The organism is Aquipseudomonas ullengensis, from assembly GCF_014174475.1.
Classification (GTDB): domain Bacteria; phylum Pseudomonadota; class Gammaproteobacteria; order Pseudomonadales; family Pseudomonadaceae; genus Aquipseudomonas; species Aquipseudomonas ullengensis.
In genome coordinates this window covers 24,801-39,535 of sequence record NZ_JACJUD010000006.1, presented here as the reverse complement: position 1 = coordinate 39,535, position 14,735 = coordinate 24,801, and the positions used below count along the sequence as shown (strand labels likewise).

Sequence of the window (14,735 nt, the reverse complement as noted above, 5' to 3'; positions counted from 1 at the left end):
AACGCTACCGATGGCCCGGAACCGGTGTGCCGGCTCTCCCTTTTGGATGGCCTGAAACTAAGAGTAGTTCGGATTCGGCAGGCGCAAGGATGTCATGAGGGTGACAGGATATTACCGCCCGTCGGCAGGGCGCGAAGGCGTAGGCGTTGCGGGGGTTCGGCCGCGCAGAATTTTTTTACTCGGGCTCGCTCTTGGCGACTTCACCGGGGTACTGGTTGCGCCATAGCTCGAAGCCGCCATCCAGGCTGTAGACCTCGGAGAAGCCCTGGTGCGCCAGGTAGGCGGCGGCATTCTGGCTGGAGTTGCCGTGGTAGCAGGTGACGATCAACGGGTGATCGAAGTCGGCCTTGGCGATGAAGTCCGGCAGCGAGTGGTTATCCAGCAGTTGCGAGCCGCTGATATGGCCATTGGCGAAGCTCTGTGGGTCGCGGACGTCGACCACCACGGCGCCTTGCTCACGCAGGGCCTGGGCCTGCTCGGGGGGGATGCGTTTGAATTCGCTCATTTCAGGTCCTCACAGCTGCAGCGGTGCAGTTCGCCGCTGTCGATATTCATCAGGGTCATGGCGCCGCCCCACACGCAGCCGCTGTCCAGGGCGAACAGGCCGGGCTCGGTGCAGTTGCCTTCCAGTGCGGCCCAGTGGCCGAAGATGATCTTCTGCCCGCGGGTCTTGCGCTGTGGGTAGCTGAACCAGGGCGCGTAGCCGGGCGGGGCGGTGTCGAGGCCTTCCTTGCTCTTCAGGTCGAGCGTGCCGTCGGCGGTGCAGAAGCGCATGCGGGTGAAGTAGTTGGTGATCACCCGCAGGCGGGTGACGCCGTGCAGGTCTTTGTCCCACTTGGCCGGCTCGTTGCCGTACATGCCGTCGAGGAACAGCGGCAGGCGGGCGTCGTCGCGCAGGGTTTCTTCCACTTCGGCAGCGCGCTTGAGGGCTTTTTCCAGCGTCCACTGTGGCGGGATGCCGGCATGCACCAGGGCGATGTCGCGCTGTTCGTCGTAGTGCAGCAGCTTTTGCAGGCGCAGCCAGTCGAGCAGGTCCTTGCGGTCTGGTGCGTCGAGGACTTCCTGCAGGGTATCGCTTTTCTTCAGGCGCTCGATGTTGTGCGCCACGGCCAGCAGGTGCAGGTCGTGGTTGCCCAGAACGCAGACCAGCGAGTCGCGCATGGCGAACAGGAAACGCAGGGTCTCCAGCGATTGCGGGCCACGGTTGACCAGATCACCGACCAGCCACAGGCGATCCTGCAGCGGGTCGAAGGCGACCCGTTCGAGCAGGCACTTGAGCGGTTGCAGGCAGCCTTGCAGGTCGCCGACGGCATAGGTCGCCATCAGTGCAGGGCTCCCGGTACGGCCAGGCGGAAGGGCGTGATGGTGGCGTCGAAGCGGGTGCCGTCATCGGCGAGCATCTGGTAGCTGCCGTGCATGCTGCCGACCAGCGTGGCCATCACGGTGCCGCTGCTGTAGGTGTGGCTCTGGCCGGGTTCGAGGTGCGGCTGTTGGCCGACTACGCCGGCGCCGCGTACTTCCTGCACGCGACCGTCGCCGTCGGTGATGATCCAGTGGCGGCTCAGCAGCTTGGCGGCCACCGCGCCCGAATTCAGGATGGTCACGGTATAGGCGAAGGCATAGCGCTTCTGCTCGGGGTTGGACTGCTCGGGCAGGTGGCGAGTGACGACGCTGACATCTACCTGGTAACGGGACTCGGACATGGAGAAAACTCGACTAGCTGGAACAGCAGTTTAGTCCTGGTGCGCGGCGCCGGGTTGGGCGGCGAGCTGGTCGGCCAGGCGAACGAAAGCGGCAAGGTCGAGCTGCTCGGGGCGCAGGCTGCCATCTACCTCGGCGGCCTCGATGGCGCTGGCCGGCAGCAGTTGCTTGAGCGTGTTGCGCAGGGTCTTGCGGCGCTGGTTGAACGCCTCGCGCACCACGCGTTCGAGCAGACGGTGGTCCTTGGCCGGGTGTGGCAGCACTTCATGTGGCGCCAGGCGGACGATCGCCGAGTCGACCTTGGGCGGCGGGTTGAATGCGCCGGGGCCAACGTTGAACAGGTGCTCCACGCGGCAGTGGTACTGCACCATGATCGACAGCCGGCCCCAATCACCACCGCCGGGCTCGGCGGCCAGACGCTCGACCACTTCCTTCTGCAGCATGAAGTGCATGTCGCGGATCAGGTGGGCGTTGTCCAGCAGGTGGAAGATCAGCGGCGTGGAGATGTTGTACGGCAGGTTGCCGACCACGCGCAGGCTGTTGGGCGCGGCATCCAGGCGGTTGAAGTCGAACTTCAGCGCATCGCCCTGGTTCAGGCGAAAGTTCGGCTGCTGGCCGAACTTGGCTTGCAGGATGGGGATCAGGTCGAGGTCGATCTCGATCACGTCGAGCTGCGCGCCGCTGCTCAGCAAGCCTTCGGTCAGGGCGCCCTGGCCTGGGCCGATTTCCAGCATGCGCTCGCCTTCACGGGCGTGGATGGCGCGCAGGATGCGGTGAATCACCCCGGCGTCATGCAGGAAGTTCTGGCCGAAGCGCTTGCGCGCGCGGTGTTGGTACTCGGACATCGGGACAGCTCCAAGCTTCAAGCCACAAGCTTAAAGCGCATGCAAAGAATGGCAGTTTAACAGCATTGCCGGCGGCAACCGTAGGCCGGGCGAGCGTTACGCCCGACTGGTGGCCATCTGGTAGGCGGTCTCCAGGGCGACCTGCAGGCTGCCGCTGTCGACGTTGCCGCTGCCGGCCAGGTCCAGCGCGGTACCGTGGTCGACCGAGGTGCGGATGATCGGCAGGCCCAGGGTGACGTTGACCGCCGCGCCGAAGCCCTTGTACTTGAGCACCGGCAGACCCTGGTCGTGGTACATCGCCAGCACGGCGTCGCAATGGTCGAGGTGCTTGGGGGTGAACAGGGTGTCGGCCGGCAGCGGGCCGATCAGGTTAAGGCCTTCGCCACGCAGCTGGTCCAAGGTCGGCTCGATCACTTCGATTTCCTCGCGACCCAGGTGCCCGCCTTCGCCTGCATGCGGATTGAGGCCGCAGACCAGGATGCGCGGGTTGGCGATGCCGAATTTCTCCACCAGATCGGCATGCAGGATGCGCGTGACCCGCGTCAGGCGCTCGGCGGTGATGGCGGCGGCCACATCCTTGAGCGGCAGGTGGGTGGTGACCAGCGCCACACGCAGGCCGCGGGTGGCAAGCATCATCACCACCTGCGCAGTGTGGGTCAGCTCGGCGAGGAACTCGGTGTGCCCGGAGAAGGGGATGCCGGCTTCGTTGATCACCCCTTTGTGCACGGGCGCGGTGATCATCCCGGCAAAGTGCCCGTCGATGCAGCCTTGTCCGGCGCGGGTGAGGGTTTCCAGCACGTAGCCGGCATTCGCCTGGTTGAGTTGGCCGGGGATGACCGGTGCGGGCAGGGGGGTATCCCAGACATACAGGCTGCCGGCCGGCGCCGGCGTGTTCGGCCAGGCGTCTGGCGCGACCTCGATCAGCTTGATGGCAAGCTGCAACTGCGTGGCGCGTTCGGCGAGCAGGGCACGATTGGCGATGGCAACCAGTGCATGCGGCTGGGCATCGCGCGCCAGCAGCAGGCACAGGTCGGGGCCGATACCGGCGGGCTCGCCGGGGGTCAGGGCAAACAGGCGGCAAGCGGTCATGGCGGCCTCATGGCGGATTGTTCGGGATTAACTCTACGCCCTATGGGCGCGGTGGCGAAAAAAAGCCCGGCGCTGCGTGGGCATGCCGGGCTCTGGTATTGCGTCGCTCAGTTGCTCAGAGCTTGATTTCGACGTAGGCCTCGTCGCGGATCTGGCGTAGCCAGCTCTGCAGCTCTTCGTCGTATTTGCGGTTACGCAGCAGGTTCATCGCCTGTTGTTCACGCATCTGCTCGCTGCTGTCGGTGGCACGACGACCCAGCACTTCCAGCACGTGCCAACCGTAGGTGCTCTTGAACGGTTTGGACAGCTGGCCGGTGGCGGTGTTGGCCATGACGTCACGGAATTCCGGCACCAGCGCTTGCGGGTCGATCCAGTTGAGGTCGCCGCCGTTCAGCGCCGAGCCAGGGTCTTCGGAGAAGTTCTTCGCCAGTTCGGCAAAGTCTTCGCCGGAGGTAATGCGCTCATACAAGCGCTCGACCAGACGACGGGTTTCTTCTTCGCTACGGATCTCGCTGGGCTTGATCAGGATGTGGCGTACATGCACTTCCTCACGCACTGCGGTGCTACCGCCGCGCTTCTCCAGCAGCTTGAGGATGATGAAGCCGCCAGGGGTGCGCACCGGTTCGGTCACTTCGCCGACGCTCAGGGCGCCGATCATGCTGTCGAACGGAGGCGGCAGCTGGGCAGCCTTGCGCCAGCCGATCTCGCCGCCTTCCAGGGCGGTTTCGCTGGCCGAGTTGGAAATGGCCAGTTGGGCGAAGTCGGCGCCGCTGCGCAGTTGGTTGTAGACCTCGCCGACGCGCTTTCCGGCCGCCTGGATAACTTCAGGCGACGCGCCTTCCGGTACCGGGATCAGGATGTTGGCCAGGCGATACTCTTCCGACAGCTGCAGCTTGCCGAGGTCGGAGGCGAGGAAGTTCTGCACTTCCTGTTCGGTGACCTGGATGCGCTCGGCGACGCGGCGCTGGCGCACACGGCTGATGACCATCTCGCGGCGGATCTGGTTGCGCGCGTCGTCATAGGACAGACCGTCACGGGCCAGAGCGGCACGGAACTGATCCAGGCTCAGGTTGTTGCGTTGGGCAATGGTGCCCATGGCCTGATTCAGTTCTTCGTCGGTGATGCGGATACCGGAACGGTCGCCAATCTGTAGTTGCAGGTTCTCGACGATCAGGCGCTCCAGTACCTGCTGTTGCAGCACATCGCGCGGCGGCGCTTCGGCGCCGCGCTTGGCGATGGTCTGCTCGACCTCGCGAATACGCTGGTCGAGCTGGCTCTGCATGATGACGTCGTTGTCGACAATGGCCACGACCCGGTTGAGGGACTGTACGTCGGCCTGGGCCACGCTACTCAGGAACACTGCGCCCAACAGCAGGGGGCGCAGGCAATCAGAAAGCTTGTTCTTCACGTTCGCTATAACCTTGAATGCCTTTGTCGAGGAAGCTGCCTACCTTGTTGCCCACTACGCCGCCGAGGCCTTTGAGGACGATCTGCAGGAAGATGCCGTGATCGCCTTCGTCGTTTTCGGAGGGGTTGAGGGTGGTTTCGTCATAATCAACCCAGTAGCGGTTGATCAGACGCAGCTTCCAGCAGCAGCTGTCGTATTCGAAACCACCGAAGGCTTCGAGGGTGCGGCTGCGGTTGTAGTCATGCTGCCAGCGGGCAATCACGCTCCACTGCGGGACCACCGGCCAGATGACCGAGAGGTCGTGCTGGTCGATCTTGTAGTAGTCCTTGATGTAGCCCGGGGTGCCCGGGGTGCCGTAGTCGCCACCACCAACCACCCAGTTACCGGTGGACTGATCGTAACGCACGGTGTCGTTGCGGTAGCGATAGCCAGCGTTGATCACCTTGTTCGGGTTGTCTTCCGGCTGGTAGTGGAACATCACGCTACCGGAGCGGGTGCTGTGGCTGTCCGGGTCCCAGTTGAAGTCGGACGACAGGCGCCAGTCGCGGTTGAAGCGATACAGGTACTCGAGGGCATAGGGCGATACATCGGCTTGCGCCTCATCCCGTGAGCGGTAGTCGATGCCCGGCAGCTGGACTTCGCGGTCGGCAAAGTAGATCGCCTGGCCGAGGCTGAAGCGCTGGCGCTCGAAGCCATTCGACTCGATCCAGCGGTTGGTCACGCCCAGGGACAGCTTGTTCTCGTCGCCGATGCGATCTTTGCCGGTGAAGCGGTTCTCGCGGAACAACGACGAATAGCTGAAGGTGCTTTCGCTGGTGTCGAACACCGGGATGTCGGTCTGGTCTTCCTCTGGGACATAGAGGTAGAACAGGCGTGGTTCCAGGGTCTGCCGGTAGTTGTTGCCGAACAGCTGGGTATTGCGGTCGAAGTACAGGCCGCTGTCTAGATTGAACATGCCAACGCCGCGGCTCTGGCTGCTGCTGTAGTCCTGCTCGGCCAGTAGGGTGTTCTTGCCGCGCTGGTCGATATCCAGGTCGTACTCGGTCTGCAGGTACTTGATCTTTGGCGTGAAGAAGCCCCAGCTGGAGCTCAGTGGCAGGCTTACGCTCGGCTCGACATGGGCGCGATCGCCGTTGGCGCGTGCCAAACCCTGGATTCGCGTGTCGTACCAAGGGGTCAGGTTGCCATCTTTGTCGCTGAAGTTGCCGGTGCGCAGATCGCGGTCGAAACGCACGAACTCGGTGCCATAGGCGAAGTTCAGGCCGCCCGGCTGGAAGGGCAGGGCGCCGTCCAGGGTCAGTTGCGGCAGGCGGTCGTACGGCGTGATGTCGGTAACGGTGGCCATTTCATAGGCCTGGGCGTTCAGGCGGGCGGTGTAGCTGTCGCCACGCCAGGTCAGGGTGCCGCGCTGATCGACGTAGCTCGGTGTTTCGATGCCGAGGTCGCTGTTCAGGTCCTGGAAGTAGTAGGGGTCGCTGATGTCGGTGTAGTCGACTTCGGCCAGCAGGCGCGAATCCAGGCCGCTCTTGTTTTGCCAGTTGATCAGCCAGCGCTGGTCTTCGTACTCGGACTGCAGCTTGCGTTCGTCTTCCTGGTCGTCCAGGAACGCGCCGCCGAACTGGCCTTCGCTGCTCTTGGTCAGGTAGCGAACCTCACCTTCCATCAACAGGCCGCGATTGGTCATCACGGTCGGATAGAGGGTGGCGTCGTAGTTCGGCGCGAGGTTGAAGTAGTACGGGGTCTGCAGGTAGACGCCGGTGTCGCTGCCGCTGCCGAAACTCGGCGTGAGGAAGCCGGACTGGCGGCGATCATCGATCGGGAAGTACATGTACGGGGTGTAGAAGACTGGAATGTCTTTCACCCGCAGGGTCACGTTGGTCGCGGTGCCGAAACCGGTGGCCGGATCCAGCTTGATGTTGTTGCCCTTCAGGTGCCAGGCATTGTTGCCCGGCTCGCAACGGGTGAAGGTGCCATCCTTGAGGCGGATGATGGCGGTCTCTGCGCGCTTGGCGTAGAGCGCGCTGCCGCGTACGTGGCCTTCGTGGATCACATACTCGGCGTTCTCGATCTTGGCTTCGCCGTTGTCCAGCTGGATTTCGGCGCGATCGCCGACGACCAGCGAACCCTTGTCGCGCAGCTTGACGTTGCCGACCAGTTCGCCGCGGTTTTCCGCCTGGTGCAGGCTGGCCTCGTCGGCCTCGATCTGCATGCTCGACTGGCGCAACACCACGTCACCGGCGAGGGTGGCGGTCTGCTTTTCCTGCTCGTAGCGCGATACCTTGGCCGAGACGAACATGGGCGACTCGTCCATCGGCGTGTTGTCGCTCATACCCGGGCGCAGCGGCTCGACGTAGGAGCCTGCGCAGTACGGGCCGACTTCCGCCAGTTGGGCGGTGGTCAGCTTGTCGCGCGGAACCCAGTCGAGGTGGCTGTAGTCAGCACTGCGACTGGCCAACCCTTTGCCTTCGCTCTCGGTGACCAGCACGGGGCGCGGTTGTCCGGACTCATCGACGCTGGCCGCGCCGGCGACTGCTGCCGCGGCGCTGGTGCCGGCCACGGAGCTGACAGCACTGTCGCTGTGCAGCGGGCGTGGTATCTGGCTGGCGGAGTTGGCTTTCGGGGCGCACGCCCAGCTACCGGCGGAAGGCTGGCAGTCGAACTGCTCGGCAGCCATGACGAAAGAGGTGCTTATTGGTTGCAGGGCCAGCAAACTGCCAGTCACCAGCAATGGGAATTTTTTACGGAACACGGGGATTTTTACTGCCATCTTGTTAGTCCGGGCTTCCTGCGCGCCTTCGACCCGCGGGGGCCGCACGCCTCTCGATGGGCGAAAAAAGATGCTGGATAATAAAGCATGACCCGCACAACGGCTAGCGCCGTCGGAGACCCTTGTAATGCCTGATCAAGATGTACGCCTAGAGCTCCTGCAGGGCTGGCTGGATGAGTGTTTGCCCGCATTGTTCGCACAACATAACTGGGGTGAGGCACGTTGCGAGCGCTTCACCCCGGCCAGCAGTGACGCCAGTTTCCGCCGCTATTTCCGCTGGGAAGGTAATGGCCGCAGCTTGATCCTGATGGATGCGCCGCCGCCCCAGGAAGACTGCCGCCCCTTCGTCAAGATGGCTGGCTTGCTGGCCGAAGCCGGCGTGCATGTGCCGCGGATTCTGGCGGCCGATCTGCCGCGTGGTTTCCTGGTGCTGGACGATCTGGGCAGCCAGACCTGGCTGGAAGTACTGACAGCGGACAATGCCGATGCCCTGTTCGACCAAGCCCTGCAAGCGCTGATCGCGCTGCAGAAACTGCCGGTCGAAGGCCTGCTGCCGGCCTATGACGACGCCCTGCTGCGCCGCGAATTGCAGTTGTTCCCGGACTGGTACCTGCAGCGCCACCTCGGTGTTGAGCTGGATGCCGCCCAGCAGGCGCAGTGGCAGCAGGTCTGCGATCTGCTGGTCAACAGCGCCCTGGCCCAGCCGAGGGTGCTGGTGCATCGCGACTACATGCCGCGCAACCTGATGCTGAGCACGCCCAACCCCGGCGTGCTGGATTTCCAGGATGCGGTGCTCGGCCCGGTCAGCTACGACGTTACCAGCCTGTTCAAGGATGCCTTCCTCAGTTGGCCCGAGGAGCGCGTTGCGGGCTGGCTGCAGCGCTACTGGCAACTAGCCCGCGAGGCCGGCATCGAACTGCCGGAGAGTTTTGCCGAGTTCCACCGCGCCAGCGACCTGATGGGCGTGCAGCGCCACCTCAAGGTGATCGGCATCTTCGCGCGCATCTGCCACCGTGATGGCAAACCCAAGTACCTGGGCGATGTGCCGCGGTTCTTCTCCTATATAGAAGCGGTATTGGCGCGCCGGCCGGAGCTGGCGGTGCTCGGCGAGCTGCTGGCCAGCCTGCCGCAGCGGGAGACCCAGCCGGCATGAAGGCGATGATTCTTGCGGCGGGCAAGGGCGAGCGCCTGCGTCCGCTGACCCTGCACACACCCAAGCCGCTGGTGCGCGCGGGTGGCGTGCCGCTGATCGAGTTTCACGTGCGCGCGCTGGCGGCTGCCGGGTTTCGCGAGCTGGTGATCAACCATGCCTGGCTTGGTCAGCAGATCGAGGACTACCTGGGCGATGGCTCGCGCTTCGGCCTGAGCATCGTTTATTCCGCCGAAGGCGAGCCGCTGGAAACCGGTGGCGGGATTTTCCGCGCCCTGCCGTTGCTGGGCGATGAGCCGTTTGTGGTGGTCAATGGCGATATCTGGACCGACTACGACTTCGCTGCCCTGCGTCGCCCACTGACCGGCTTGGGCCACTTGGTGCTGGTGGACAATCCTGGTCATCACCAAGCGGGTGACTTTCAGCTGCAGGCCGGGCAGGTCAGCGACGCGGCGGCTGATCGGCCGAGCCTGACCTACAGCGGTATCGCGGTGCTGCATCCACAGCTGTTCGATGGCTGCCAGCCGGGCGCCTTCAAACTGGCGCCCCTGCTGCGCCAGGCCATGGCGGCGCAGCAGATCAGCGGTGAACACTTCACCGGGCGCTGGATCGACGTTGGTACCCATGAGCGCCTTGCCGAGGTCGAGCGCCTGGTGGTGGAGGCCTGACGTGCTCTGGTCGATAACCCTGCTGGGCGCTGCGGCTGGCTGGGCCCTGGCGAGCATTCCCGGTGCGCTGCTGGGCGGCTTGCTGGGGCAATTGCTGGCGCGTCAGTTGCGCCTGCAGTCCTGGGCCCAGGTGCGGGGCTTGCTGCTGCGCGAGCGCGAGATGGATGACGATGAGCTGCTGTTCATGCTCCTCGGCCGTCTGGCGAAATGTGATGGGCGGGTGCTGGACAGTCATATCCGCATGGCGCGTGACGAAATGCAGCGCCTGGGGCTGGATGACGGCGCATTGCGCCGGGCGATGGAGGCCTTCGCGCGCGGCAAGCAGGCCGAGCAAGCGCTGCAGGGGCCGCTGCGGGCCTTGCAGCAACGCCGCGAGCGCGGCGAAGTGCTGTTGCGCACCTGCTGGCGCATGGCCTGGGCCGATGGCCGGGTCAGTGCGGCGGAATACCAGTTGATCCAGGAGTGGGGGCAGTTGCTGGGCTGGAAGCGCGATGCGCTCAAAGCCCTGGCTGACGAGTACGAACCCGCCAAGCCGGCGCGGGAGCTGACGCCTGGCGATTACCGTTCGGCCTTGCGCCTGCTTGGCGTCGAGGCGCAGAGCGAGCCGGCGGTGATCAAGCGGGCCTACCGGCGGCTGCTCAGTCGCCATCACCCGGACAAACTGGTCGGTAGCGGCGCCAGTGCGGCGCAGCTGCGCAGTGCCACCGACAAGACCCGTGAACTGCAGGCCGCCTACGAGCTGGTACGCCAGCGGCACGGCTTCCGCTAACGCTACGTAGCCTCTTATTTCTTTGCCGGTAGCTGCTTGTCCAGCCAGCCGCGGATGCGTCGGTAGAGCTGTTCCTGTTCGGCGTCGTTGTTGCCCGGCAAGGCCTTGAGCGCAACCTGCACGTAGCTCGGGTGGGCCAGGCGTTTGCTGGCCTGCAGGCGTTTGACGGCGTCGCTGCGGTCGCTGGCCTGGTCCTTGTAGAAGAAGTCGCCGGTGGCCAGCTTGAGCCCCGGGATAAGTTCTTCCAGGGGCGGCTGCTGGCCGGCCGGCAGGTGCGCGGCCACGGTCAGCAGGTTTTCCACCTGGGTCGGTTTCTTCTCGGCGAGGAACAGCGCGGCCCAGTAGGCGCCATCGCCATGCCCGAGCAGGACGATGGACTGCGCGCCCTGTTGTTCGGCGTAGGCGATACCGGCCTCGATGCGGGCGAACACGCGTACCGCCGGATCCACGGGTGGCGCGGCGGGAGCAGGCTCTGCGACCGGTGCGGCTGCTGCGTCCGCGGCTGGTTTGTCGGCGCTGGCGGGGTCTTGCTCCTGGCTCGCTGCGGCGCTGGTATCGACGGGCGGGGCGACCACGATCGGCTGCGGCAGGATGGCGGTGGGCAGGGGCGCCGCCGGGCTGTCCGGCAGGGTCAGGCTCAAGGTGCTCCAGCCGGCATTGGTCAGCTTGGTGCGCAGCGGGCCGATCACGCTGGGCCAGTCGGCGGTCTCGTCGGCGCCGGGAACCAGGATCACCACGCCCGTGGCTTCGGCGGCATTGGCCGGCTTCCACAAGGCCAGGAAGCGTTCGTCGCCCGCCTGCAGTTGTTGTTGCTCGGTTTGCGGCAGTTGCCGTTCGAGCGCGCCGGCCTCGGCACTGGTGCGCTCGTCGAGCGGCACGCGGGGGACTTCGGCGGGTTTGTCGGTGGACTTGTCCTCGCCGCCTTCAGCATCTTTGGCGGCGGCGCTGTCGCTGGCGGGCTGCTCGGCGGCAGGCGTCTCTTCGGCGTGCAGGGTCGGGCTCAGGCAGAGGCCCAGGCACAGGGCAAGCAGGGTCGGGCGCAGTAGTGGGGACATCTCAGCAGTCGTGGTGGCGAATGATGCTTGCAGCCTAAGCGTTGGCCGGCGTTTTGTCAGTGTTAGGAAAGACCCGGAAGGGCGGGGTAAGGTATGCCGATTGACCTTGCGAGCGGCCTGCGCCGCCTGAGTTGTTGCGCATGATTCGAGTGTTCTGCTGTTGCCTGCTCCTGCTCGCTCCCGCCTGGTTGCTGGCGGCGCCGACTGCGCCGGTGGCGCTGAGTACCGAGCAGCGCGCCTGGCTCGGCGAGCACCCACGGCTGCGGGTGGGCGTGGTGTTGCAGGCCCCGCATGCGCAGTATGTGCGCCGTCAGCAGCAGCTCTCCGGGCTCAGTGTCGAGCTGATGGATACCCTGGCGCAGAGCCTGGCCGTCGAGCTGAGCTGGCACAGCTTCACCGATCAGCCGGCACTGGAGGCCGCCCTGCGCGAGGGGCGTATCGATCTCGCGCCGGGACTGACCCAGACCCCCGCGGCCCTGCGCCTGTGGCTGTTCTCCGATCCCTACTTGCGCGTGCCGCACCTGCTGGTGGGCGAGCGCCAGGGCACTGGCGCGGTGGAGCTGGAGCAGCTCGGCGCCGGTGACGCCGTGGCGGTGCGCATGCCCAGCGCCATCGCCGATTACCTGCAGGGCAACTACTTCAACCTCAACCTGCGCGGCCAGGCGTCCGATCGCCAGGCGCTACAGGCCTTGCTGGCGCAGGACGTGCGCTACGCGGTGATCGACCAGGCCCAGCTCAGTCGCCTGACCCAGGAAAGCGAGTTCGCCCGGGTGGCGGTGGTGGGCGATGTGGGCCTGCCGCAGTTGCTGCGCATCGGCACCCGGCGCGACTGGCCGCAACTGGCGGTGATCATCGACCGCGCCCTGCACGAGTTGCCGCCCCAGCAACTGGAGCGCCTGCAACAGCGTTGGCTGAGTGCGCGCACGCCGGGGCTGGGCCAGTCGGCCGGGTTCTGGCGCAACCTCAGCGTGCTGCTCGCTGCGTTGCTATTGCTCAGCGGCGCCTTGCTGGTGGTGCTGCGGCGCCAGCGCACTCGCCTGGAGCGGGGGCTGCTGGAAGCGCGCCAGGCCCTGGCGCTGCGCGAGGTGGCGGAGGAGGCGTTGCGTCTGGCGCAGTTTTCCATCGATCACAGCACGGTGGGCATTCTCTGGGTCAACTGGGACAGCCGGGTGCGCTATGCCAATCGGGCGGTGGAGCAGATGCTCGGCCACGCGGCCGGCGCCTTGGTCGACCGGCCGCTGCAGGAAATCGAGCCGGGGCTGGGCATGGATCGCTGGCTCGGCCTGTGGCGGCGGGTGCGGGCCCAGGAGGAGGGCGCGCTGAACTTCGAGAGCAGCTGCCTGCGCGCCGACGGCAGCCTGCTGCCGGTAGACGTGTCGCTGAGTTTCCTGCGCTTTCGCGAAGCCGAGTACCTGGTGGTGTACCTCACCGACGTCACCGAGCGGCGCCGTGTGCGCGCCGCGCTGGAAGAGAGCGAGGCGCGCCTCAAGGGCATCGCCGGCAACGTGCCGGGGCTGGTGTTCCGCCTGGAACGCCCATTGCCCGGCGCGCCGGTGGACTTCGCCTACATCAGCGAAGGCAGCGAGCAGCTGGTGGGCTACCCGGCGGCGCAGATCATGGCGGCGGATTTCGGTATCCGCAGCCTGGTGCATCCCGATGATCGCGCGCGCTACCACGCGACCCAGGATGCCGCCATCGAGGCGGCCAGCGACTGGCAGTGGCAGGGGCGCATTCTCACCCGTGACGGCCGTGAGCGCTGGGCCGACATCAAGGCCAGTGCCCGCCACCTGGGCGACGAGCATGTGGTGTGGGACGGCGTGGTCTGGGACATCAGCGACAACAAGGCCATCGAGCTGGCCCTGGGCGAGTCGCGGGCGCAGTTGCGCGAGCTGTCGGCGCACCTGGAAAGCGTGCGCGAGGAAGAAAAGGCGCGCATCGCCCGCGAAGTGCACGACGAACTGGGCCAGGTGCTGACTGTGCTCAAGCTGGAGACCTCGATGTGCGAACTGGCCTTCGGCAACCTCGATCCGGGCCTCGGCGAGCGCCTGGAGAGCATGAAGAAACTGATCGCCAACCTGTTCCAGCTGGTGCGCGACGTGGCCACGGCGTTGCGCCCGCCGATCCTCGATGCCGGCATCGGCTCGGCCATCGAGTGGCAGGGCCGGCGCTTCGAGGCGCGCACGCAGATTCCCTGCCTGGTGCTGGTGCCCGAGCAGTTGCCGGCACTGTCCGACGCCAAGGCCATCGGCCTGTTCCGCGTGCTGCAGGAGGCGCTGACCAATGTCATGCGCCACGCCCAGGCGCACACCGTGGAAATCCGCCTGGAGGTGGACGCGGGCCAGCTGTGCCTGAGCATCAGCGACGATGGTCAGGGTTTCGATGCGGGCGCGGTGCGCGCACAATCCTTCGGCCTGGTGGGCATGCGCGAGCGGGTATTGATGCTCGGCGGTAGCCTGCAGATCGACAGCCAGGCCGGTGAGGGCACCACCCTCAGCGTGAGGATCGCAGTGGAGCAAGAGGAGCACGTGTCGTGATTCGAGTCCTGGTCGCCGAAGACCACACCATCGTCCGCGAGGGCATCAAGCAACTGATCGGCCTGGCCAAGGACCTGCAGGTGGTGGGCGAGGCCTGCAACGGCGAGCAGCTGCTGGAAACCCTACGGCAGATTCCCTGCGAAGTGGTGCTGCTGGACATCTCCATGCCCGGGGTCAACGGCCTGGAAGCGATCCCGCGGATTCGCGCGCTGAGCCAGCCGCCGGCGATCCTGGTGCTGTCCATGCACGACGAGGCGCAGATGGCTGCGCGTGCGCTCAAGGCCGGCGCCGCCGGTTACGCGACCAAGGACAGCGACCCGGCGCTGTTGCTCACTGCCATCCGCAAGGTCGCCAGCGGCGGGCGCTACATCGACCCGGACCTGGCCGACCGCATGGTCTTCGAGGTCGGCCTGACCGACTCGCGGCCGCCCCATGCGCAGCTCTCCGAGCGCGAGTTCTCGGTGTTCGAGCGGCTGGTGCAGGGCGAGGGTGTCAACGAGATTGCCCAGCAGCTGTCGGTCAGCAGCAAGACCATCAGCACCCACAAGGCGCGCCTGCTGCAGAAGCTCGGCCTGCATTCGGTGGCCGATCTGGTGCGCTACGCGGTGGAACACAAACTGGTCTGAACACCGTGCTCTTGTAGGAGCCAGCTTGCTGGCGATCCGCAGTCTCCGCGCGGGCATCTGATCGCCAGCAAGCTGGCTCCTATAGGTCAGTGCACCGCTGTAGGGCGATCCCTACAACACTTC

The 14,735-nt window shown here is 65.7% G+C and carries 13 protein-coding genes; 5 read left to right on the top strand and 8 right to left on the bottom strand.

Annotated elements, in window-relative coordinates:
* Positions 1-175 precede the first annotated feature (175 nt).
* The 7 genes from glpE to H3H51_RS17025 all read right to left on the bottom strand — a co-directional run bounded on the left by glpE (position 176) and on the right by H3H51_RS17025 (position 7,810).
* On the bottom strand, positions 176-505 hold the full coding sequence (glpE, locus tag H3H51_RS17055; RefSeq protein ID WP_183090276.1) for a thiosulfate sulfurtransferase GlpE: 330 nt from the start codon (positions 503-505) through the stop codon (positions 176-178).
* Positions 502-1,323: a symmetrical bis(5'-nucleosyl)-tetraphosphatase gene (locus H3H51_RS17050; protein ID WP_183090275.1), complete on the bottom strand. Its 822-nt coding sequence runs from the start codon at positions 1,321-1,323 to the stop codon at positions 502-504. The genes glpE and H3H51_RS17050 overlap by 4 nt, the downstream gene beginning before the upstream one ends.
* Positions 1,323-1,703 (bottom strand): Co2+/Mg2+ efflux protein ApaG, encoded by a 381-nt coding sequence (apaG, locus tag H3H51_RS17045; protein WP_183090274.1) that lies wholly within the window; start codon positions 1,701-1,703, stop codon positions 1,323-1,325. Before apaG ends, H3H51_RS17050 begins: the two co-directional genes overlap by 1 nt.
* A gap of 30 nt (positions 1,704-1,733) precedes the next feature.
* Positions 1,734-2,546, bottom strand: coding sequence for a 16S rRNA (adenine(1518)-N(6)/adenine(1519)-N(6))-dimethyltransferase RsmA (rsmA, locus tag H3H51_RS17040; RefSeq protein ID WP_183090273.1), 813 nt, complete (start codon positions 2,544-2,546; stop codon positions 1,734-1,736).
* Between the two features lie 96 nt (positions 2,547-2,642).
* Complete coding sequence (gene pdxA / locus H3H51_RS17035) at positions 2,643-3,635, bottom strand: 4-hydroxythreonine-4-phosphate dehydrogenase PdxA (RefSeq protein WP_183090272.1); 993 nt, start codon at positions 3,633-3,635, stop codon at positions 2,643-2,645.
* A 115-nt stretch (positions 3,636-3,750) separates the two neighbouring features.
* Complete coding sequence (locus tag H3H51_RS17030; RefSeq protein WP_183090271.1) at positions 3,751-5,043, bottom strand: peptidylprolyl isomerase; 1,293 nt, start codon at positions 5,041-5,043, stop codon at positions 3,751-3,753.
* Positions 5,024-7,810 carry an LPS-assembly protein LptD gene (locus H3H51_RS17025; RefSeq protein ID WP_183090270.1) on the bottom strand — a complete coding sequence of 929 codons (2,787 nt, stop codon included), beginning with the start codon at positions 7,808-7,810 and terminating at the stop codon, positions 5,024-5,026. Before H3H51_RS17025 ends, H3H51_RS17030 begins: the two co-directional genes overlap by 20 nt.
* Positions 7,811-7,937: 127 nt before the next feature.
* Between H3H51_RS17025 and H3H51_RS17020 the strand changes: the two genes are divergently transcribed.
* The 3 genes from H3H51_RS17020 to H3H51_RS17010 are packed head-to-tail and all read left to right on the top strand — an operon-like array spanning position 7,938 to position 10,397.
* A complete protein-coding gene (locus H3H51_RS17020) occupies positions 7,938-8,963 on the top strand; it encodes an aminoglycoside phosphotransferase family protein (protein ID WP_183090269.1) in 1,026 nt (341 codons plus the stop codon).
* Positions 8,960-9,628 carry an N-acetylmuramate alpha-1-phosphate uridylyltransferase MurU gene (gene murU / locus H3H51_RS17015; RefSeq protein WP_183090268.1) on the top strand — a complete coding sequence of 223 codons (669 nt, stop codon included), beginning with the start codon at positions 8,960-8,962 and terminating at the stop codon, positions 9,626-9,628. The genes H3H51_RS17020 and murU overlap by 4 nt, the downstream gene beginning before the upstream one ends.
* A 1-nt stretch (position 9,629) precedes the next feature.
* The gene (locus H3H51_RS17010; protein ID WP_183090267.1) at positions 9,630-10,397 is read left to right on the top strand and encodes a TerB family tellurite resistance protein; all 768 of its coding nucleotides are present in this window, start codon (positions 9,630-9,632) and stop codon (positions 10,395-10,397) included.
* A 14-nt stretch (positions 10,398-10,411) separates the two neighbouring features.
* Here the strand turns inward: H3H51_RS17010 and H3H51_RS17005 are convergent, their stop codons facing one another.
* Positions 10,412-11,452: an alpha/beta hydrolase family protein gene (locus H3H51_RS17005; RefSeq protein ID WP_183090266.1), complete on the bottom strand. Its 1,041-nt coding sequence runs from the start codon at positions 11,450-11,452 to the stop codon at positions 10,412-10,414.
* 140 nt (positions 11,453-11,592) lie between these two features.
* On the opposite strand from H3H51_RS17005, the gene H3H51_RS17000 reads away from it, so the two are divergent.
* The gene (locus H3H51_RS17000) at positions 11,593-13,986 is read left to right on the top strand and encodes a PAS domain-containing sensor histidine kinase (RefSeq protein WP_183090265.1); all 2,394 of its coding nucleotides are present in this window, start codon (positions 11,593-11,595) and stop codon (positions 13,984-13,986) included.
* Positions 13,983-14,612 carry a response regulator gene (locus tag H3H51_RS16995; RefSeq protein WP_183090264.1) on the top strand — a complete coding sequence of 210 codons (630 nt, stop codon included), beginning with the start codon at positions 13,983-13,985 and terminating at the stop codon, positions 14,610-14,612. Before H3H51_RS17000 ends, H3H51_RS16995 begins: the two co-directional genes overlap by 4 nt.
* Positions 14,613-14,735 lie beyond the last annotated feature (123 nt).

Coding starts and splice junctions, on each gene's coding strand:
- H3H51_RS17005 (WP_183090266.1), bottom strand. CDS start 11,452: ATGTCCCCACTACTGCGCCCGACCCTGCTTGCCCTGTGCCTGGGCCTC.
- murU (WP_183090268.1), top strand. CDS start 8,960: ATGAAGGCGATGATTCTTGCGGCGGGCAAGGGCGAGCGCCTGCGTCCG.
- pdxA (WP_183090272.1), bottom strand. CDS start 3,635: ATGACCGCTTGCCGCCTGTTTGCCCTGACCCCCGGCGAGCCCGCCGGT.
- H3H51_RS17050 (WP_183090275.1), bottom strand. CDS start 1,323: ATGGCGACCTATGCCGTCGGCGACCTGCAAGGCTGCCTGCAACCGCTC.
- glpE (WP_183090276.1), bottom strand. CDS start 505: ATGAGCGAATTCAAACGCATCCCCCCCGAGCAGGCCCAGGCCCTGCGT.
- H3H51_RS17000 (WP_183090265.1), top strand. CDS start 11,593: ATGATTCGAGTGTTCTGCTGTTGCCTGCTCCTGCTCGCTCCCGCCTGG.
- H3H51_RS17020 (WP_183090269.1), top strand. CDS start 7,938: ATGCCTGATCAAGATGTACGCCTAGAGCTCCTGCAGGGCTGGCTGGAT.
- apaG (WP_183090274.1), bottom strand. CDS start 1,703: ATGTCCGAGTCCCGTTACCAGGTAGATGTCAGCGTCGTCACTCGCCAC.
- rsmA (WP_183090273.1), bottom strand. CDS start 2,546: ATGTCCGAGTACCAACACCGCGCGCGCAAGCGCTTCGGCCAGAACTTC.
- H3H51_RS17025 (WP_183090270.1), bottom strand. CDS start 7,810: ATGGCAGTAAAAATCCCCGTGTTCCGTAAAAAATTCCCATTGCTGGTG.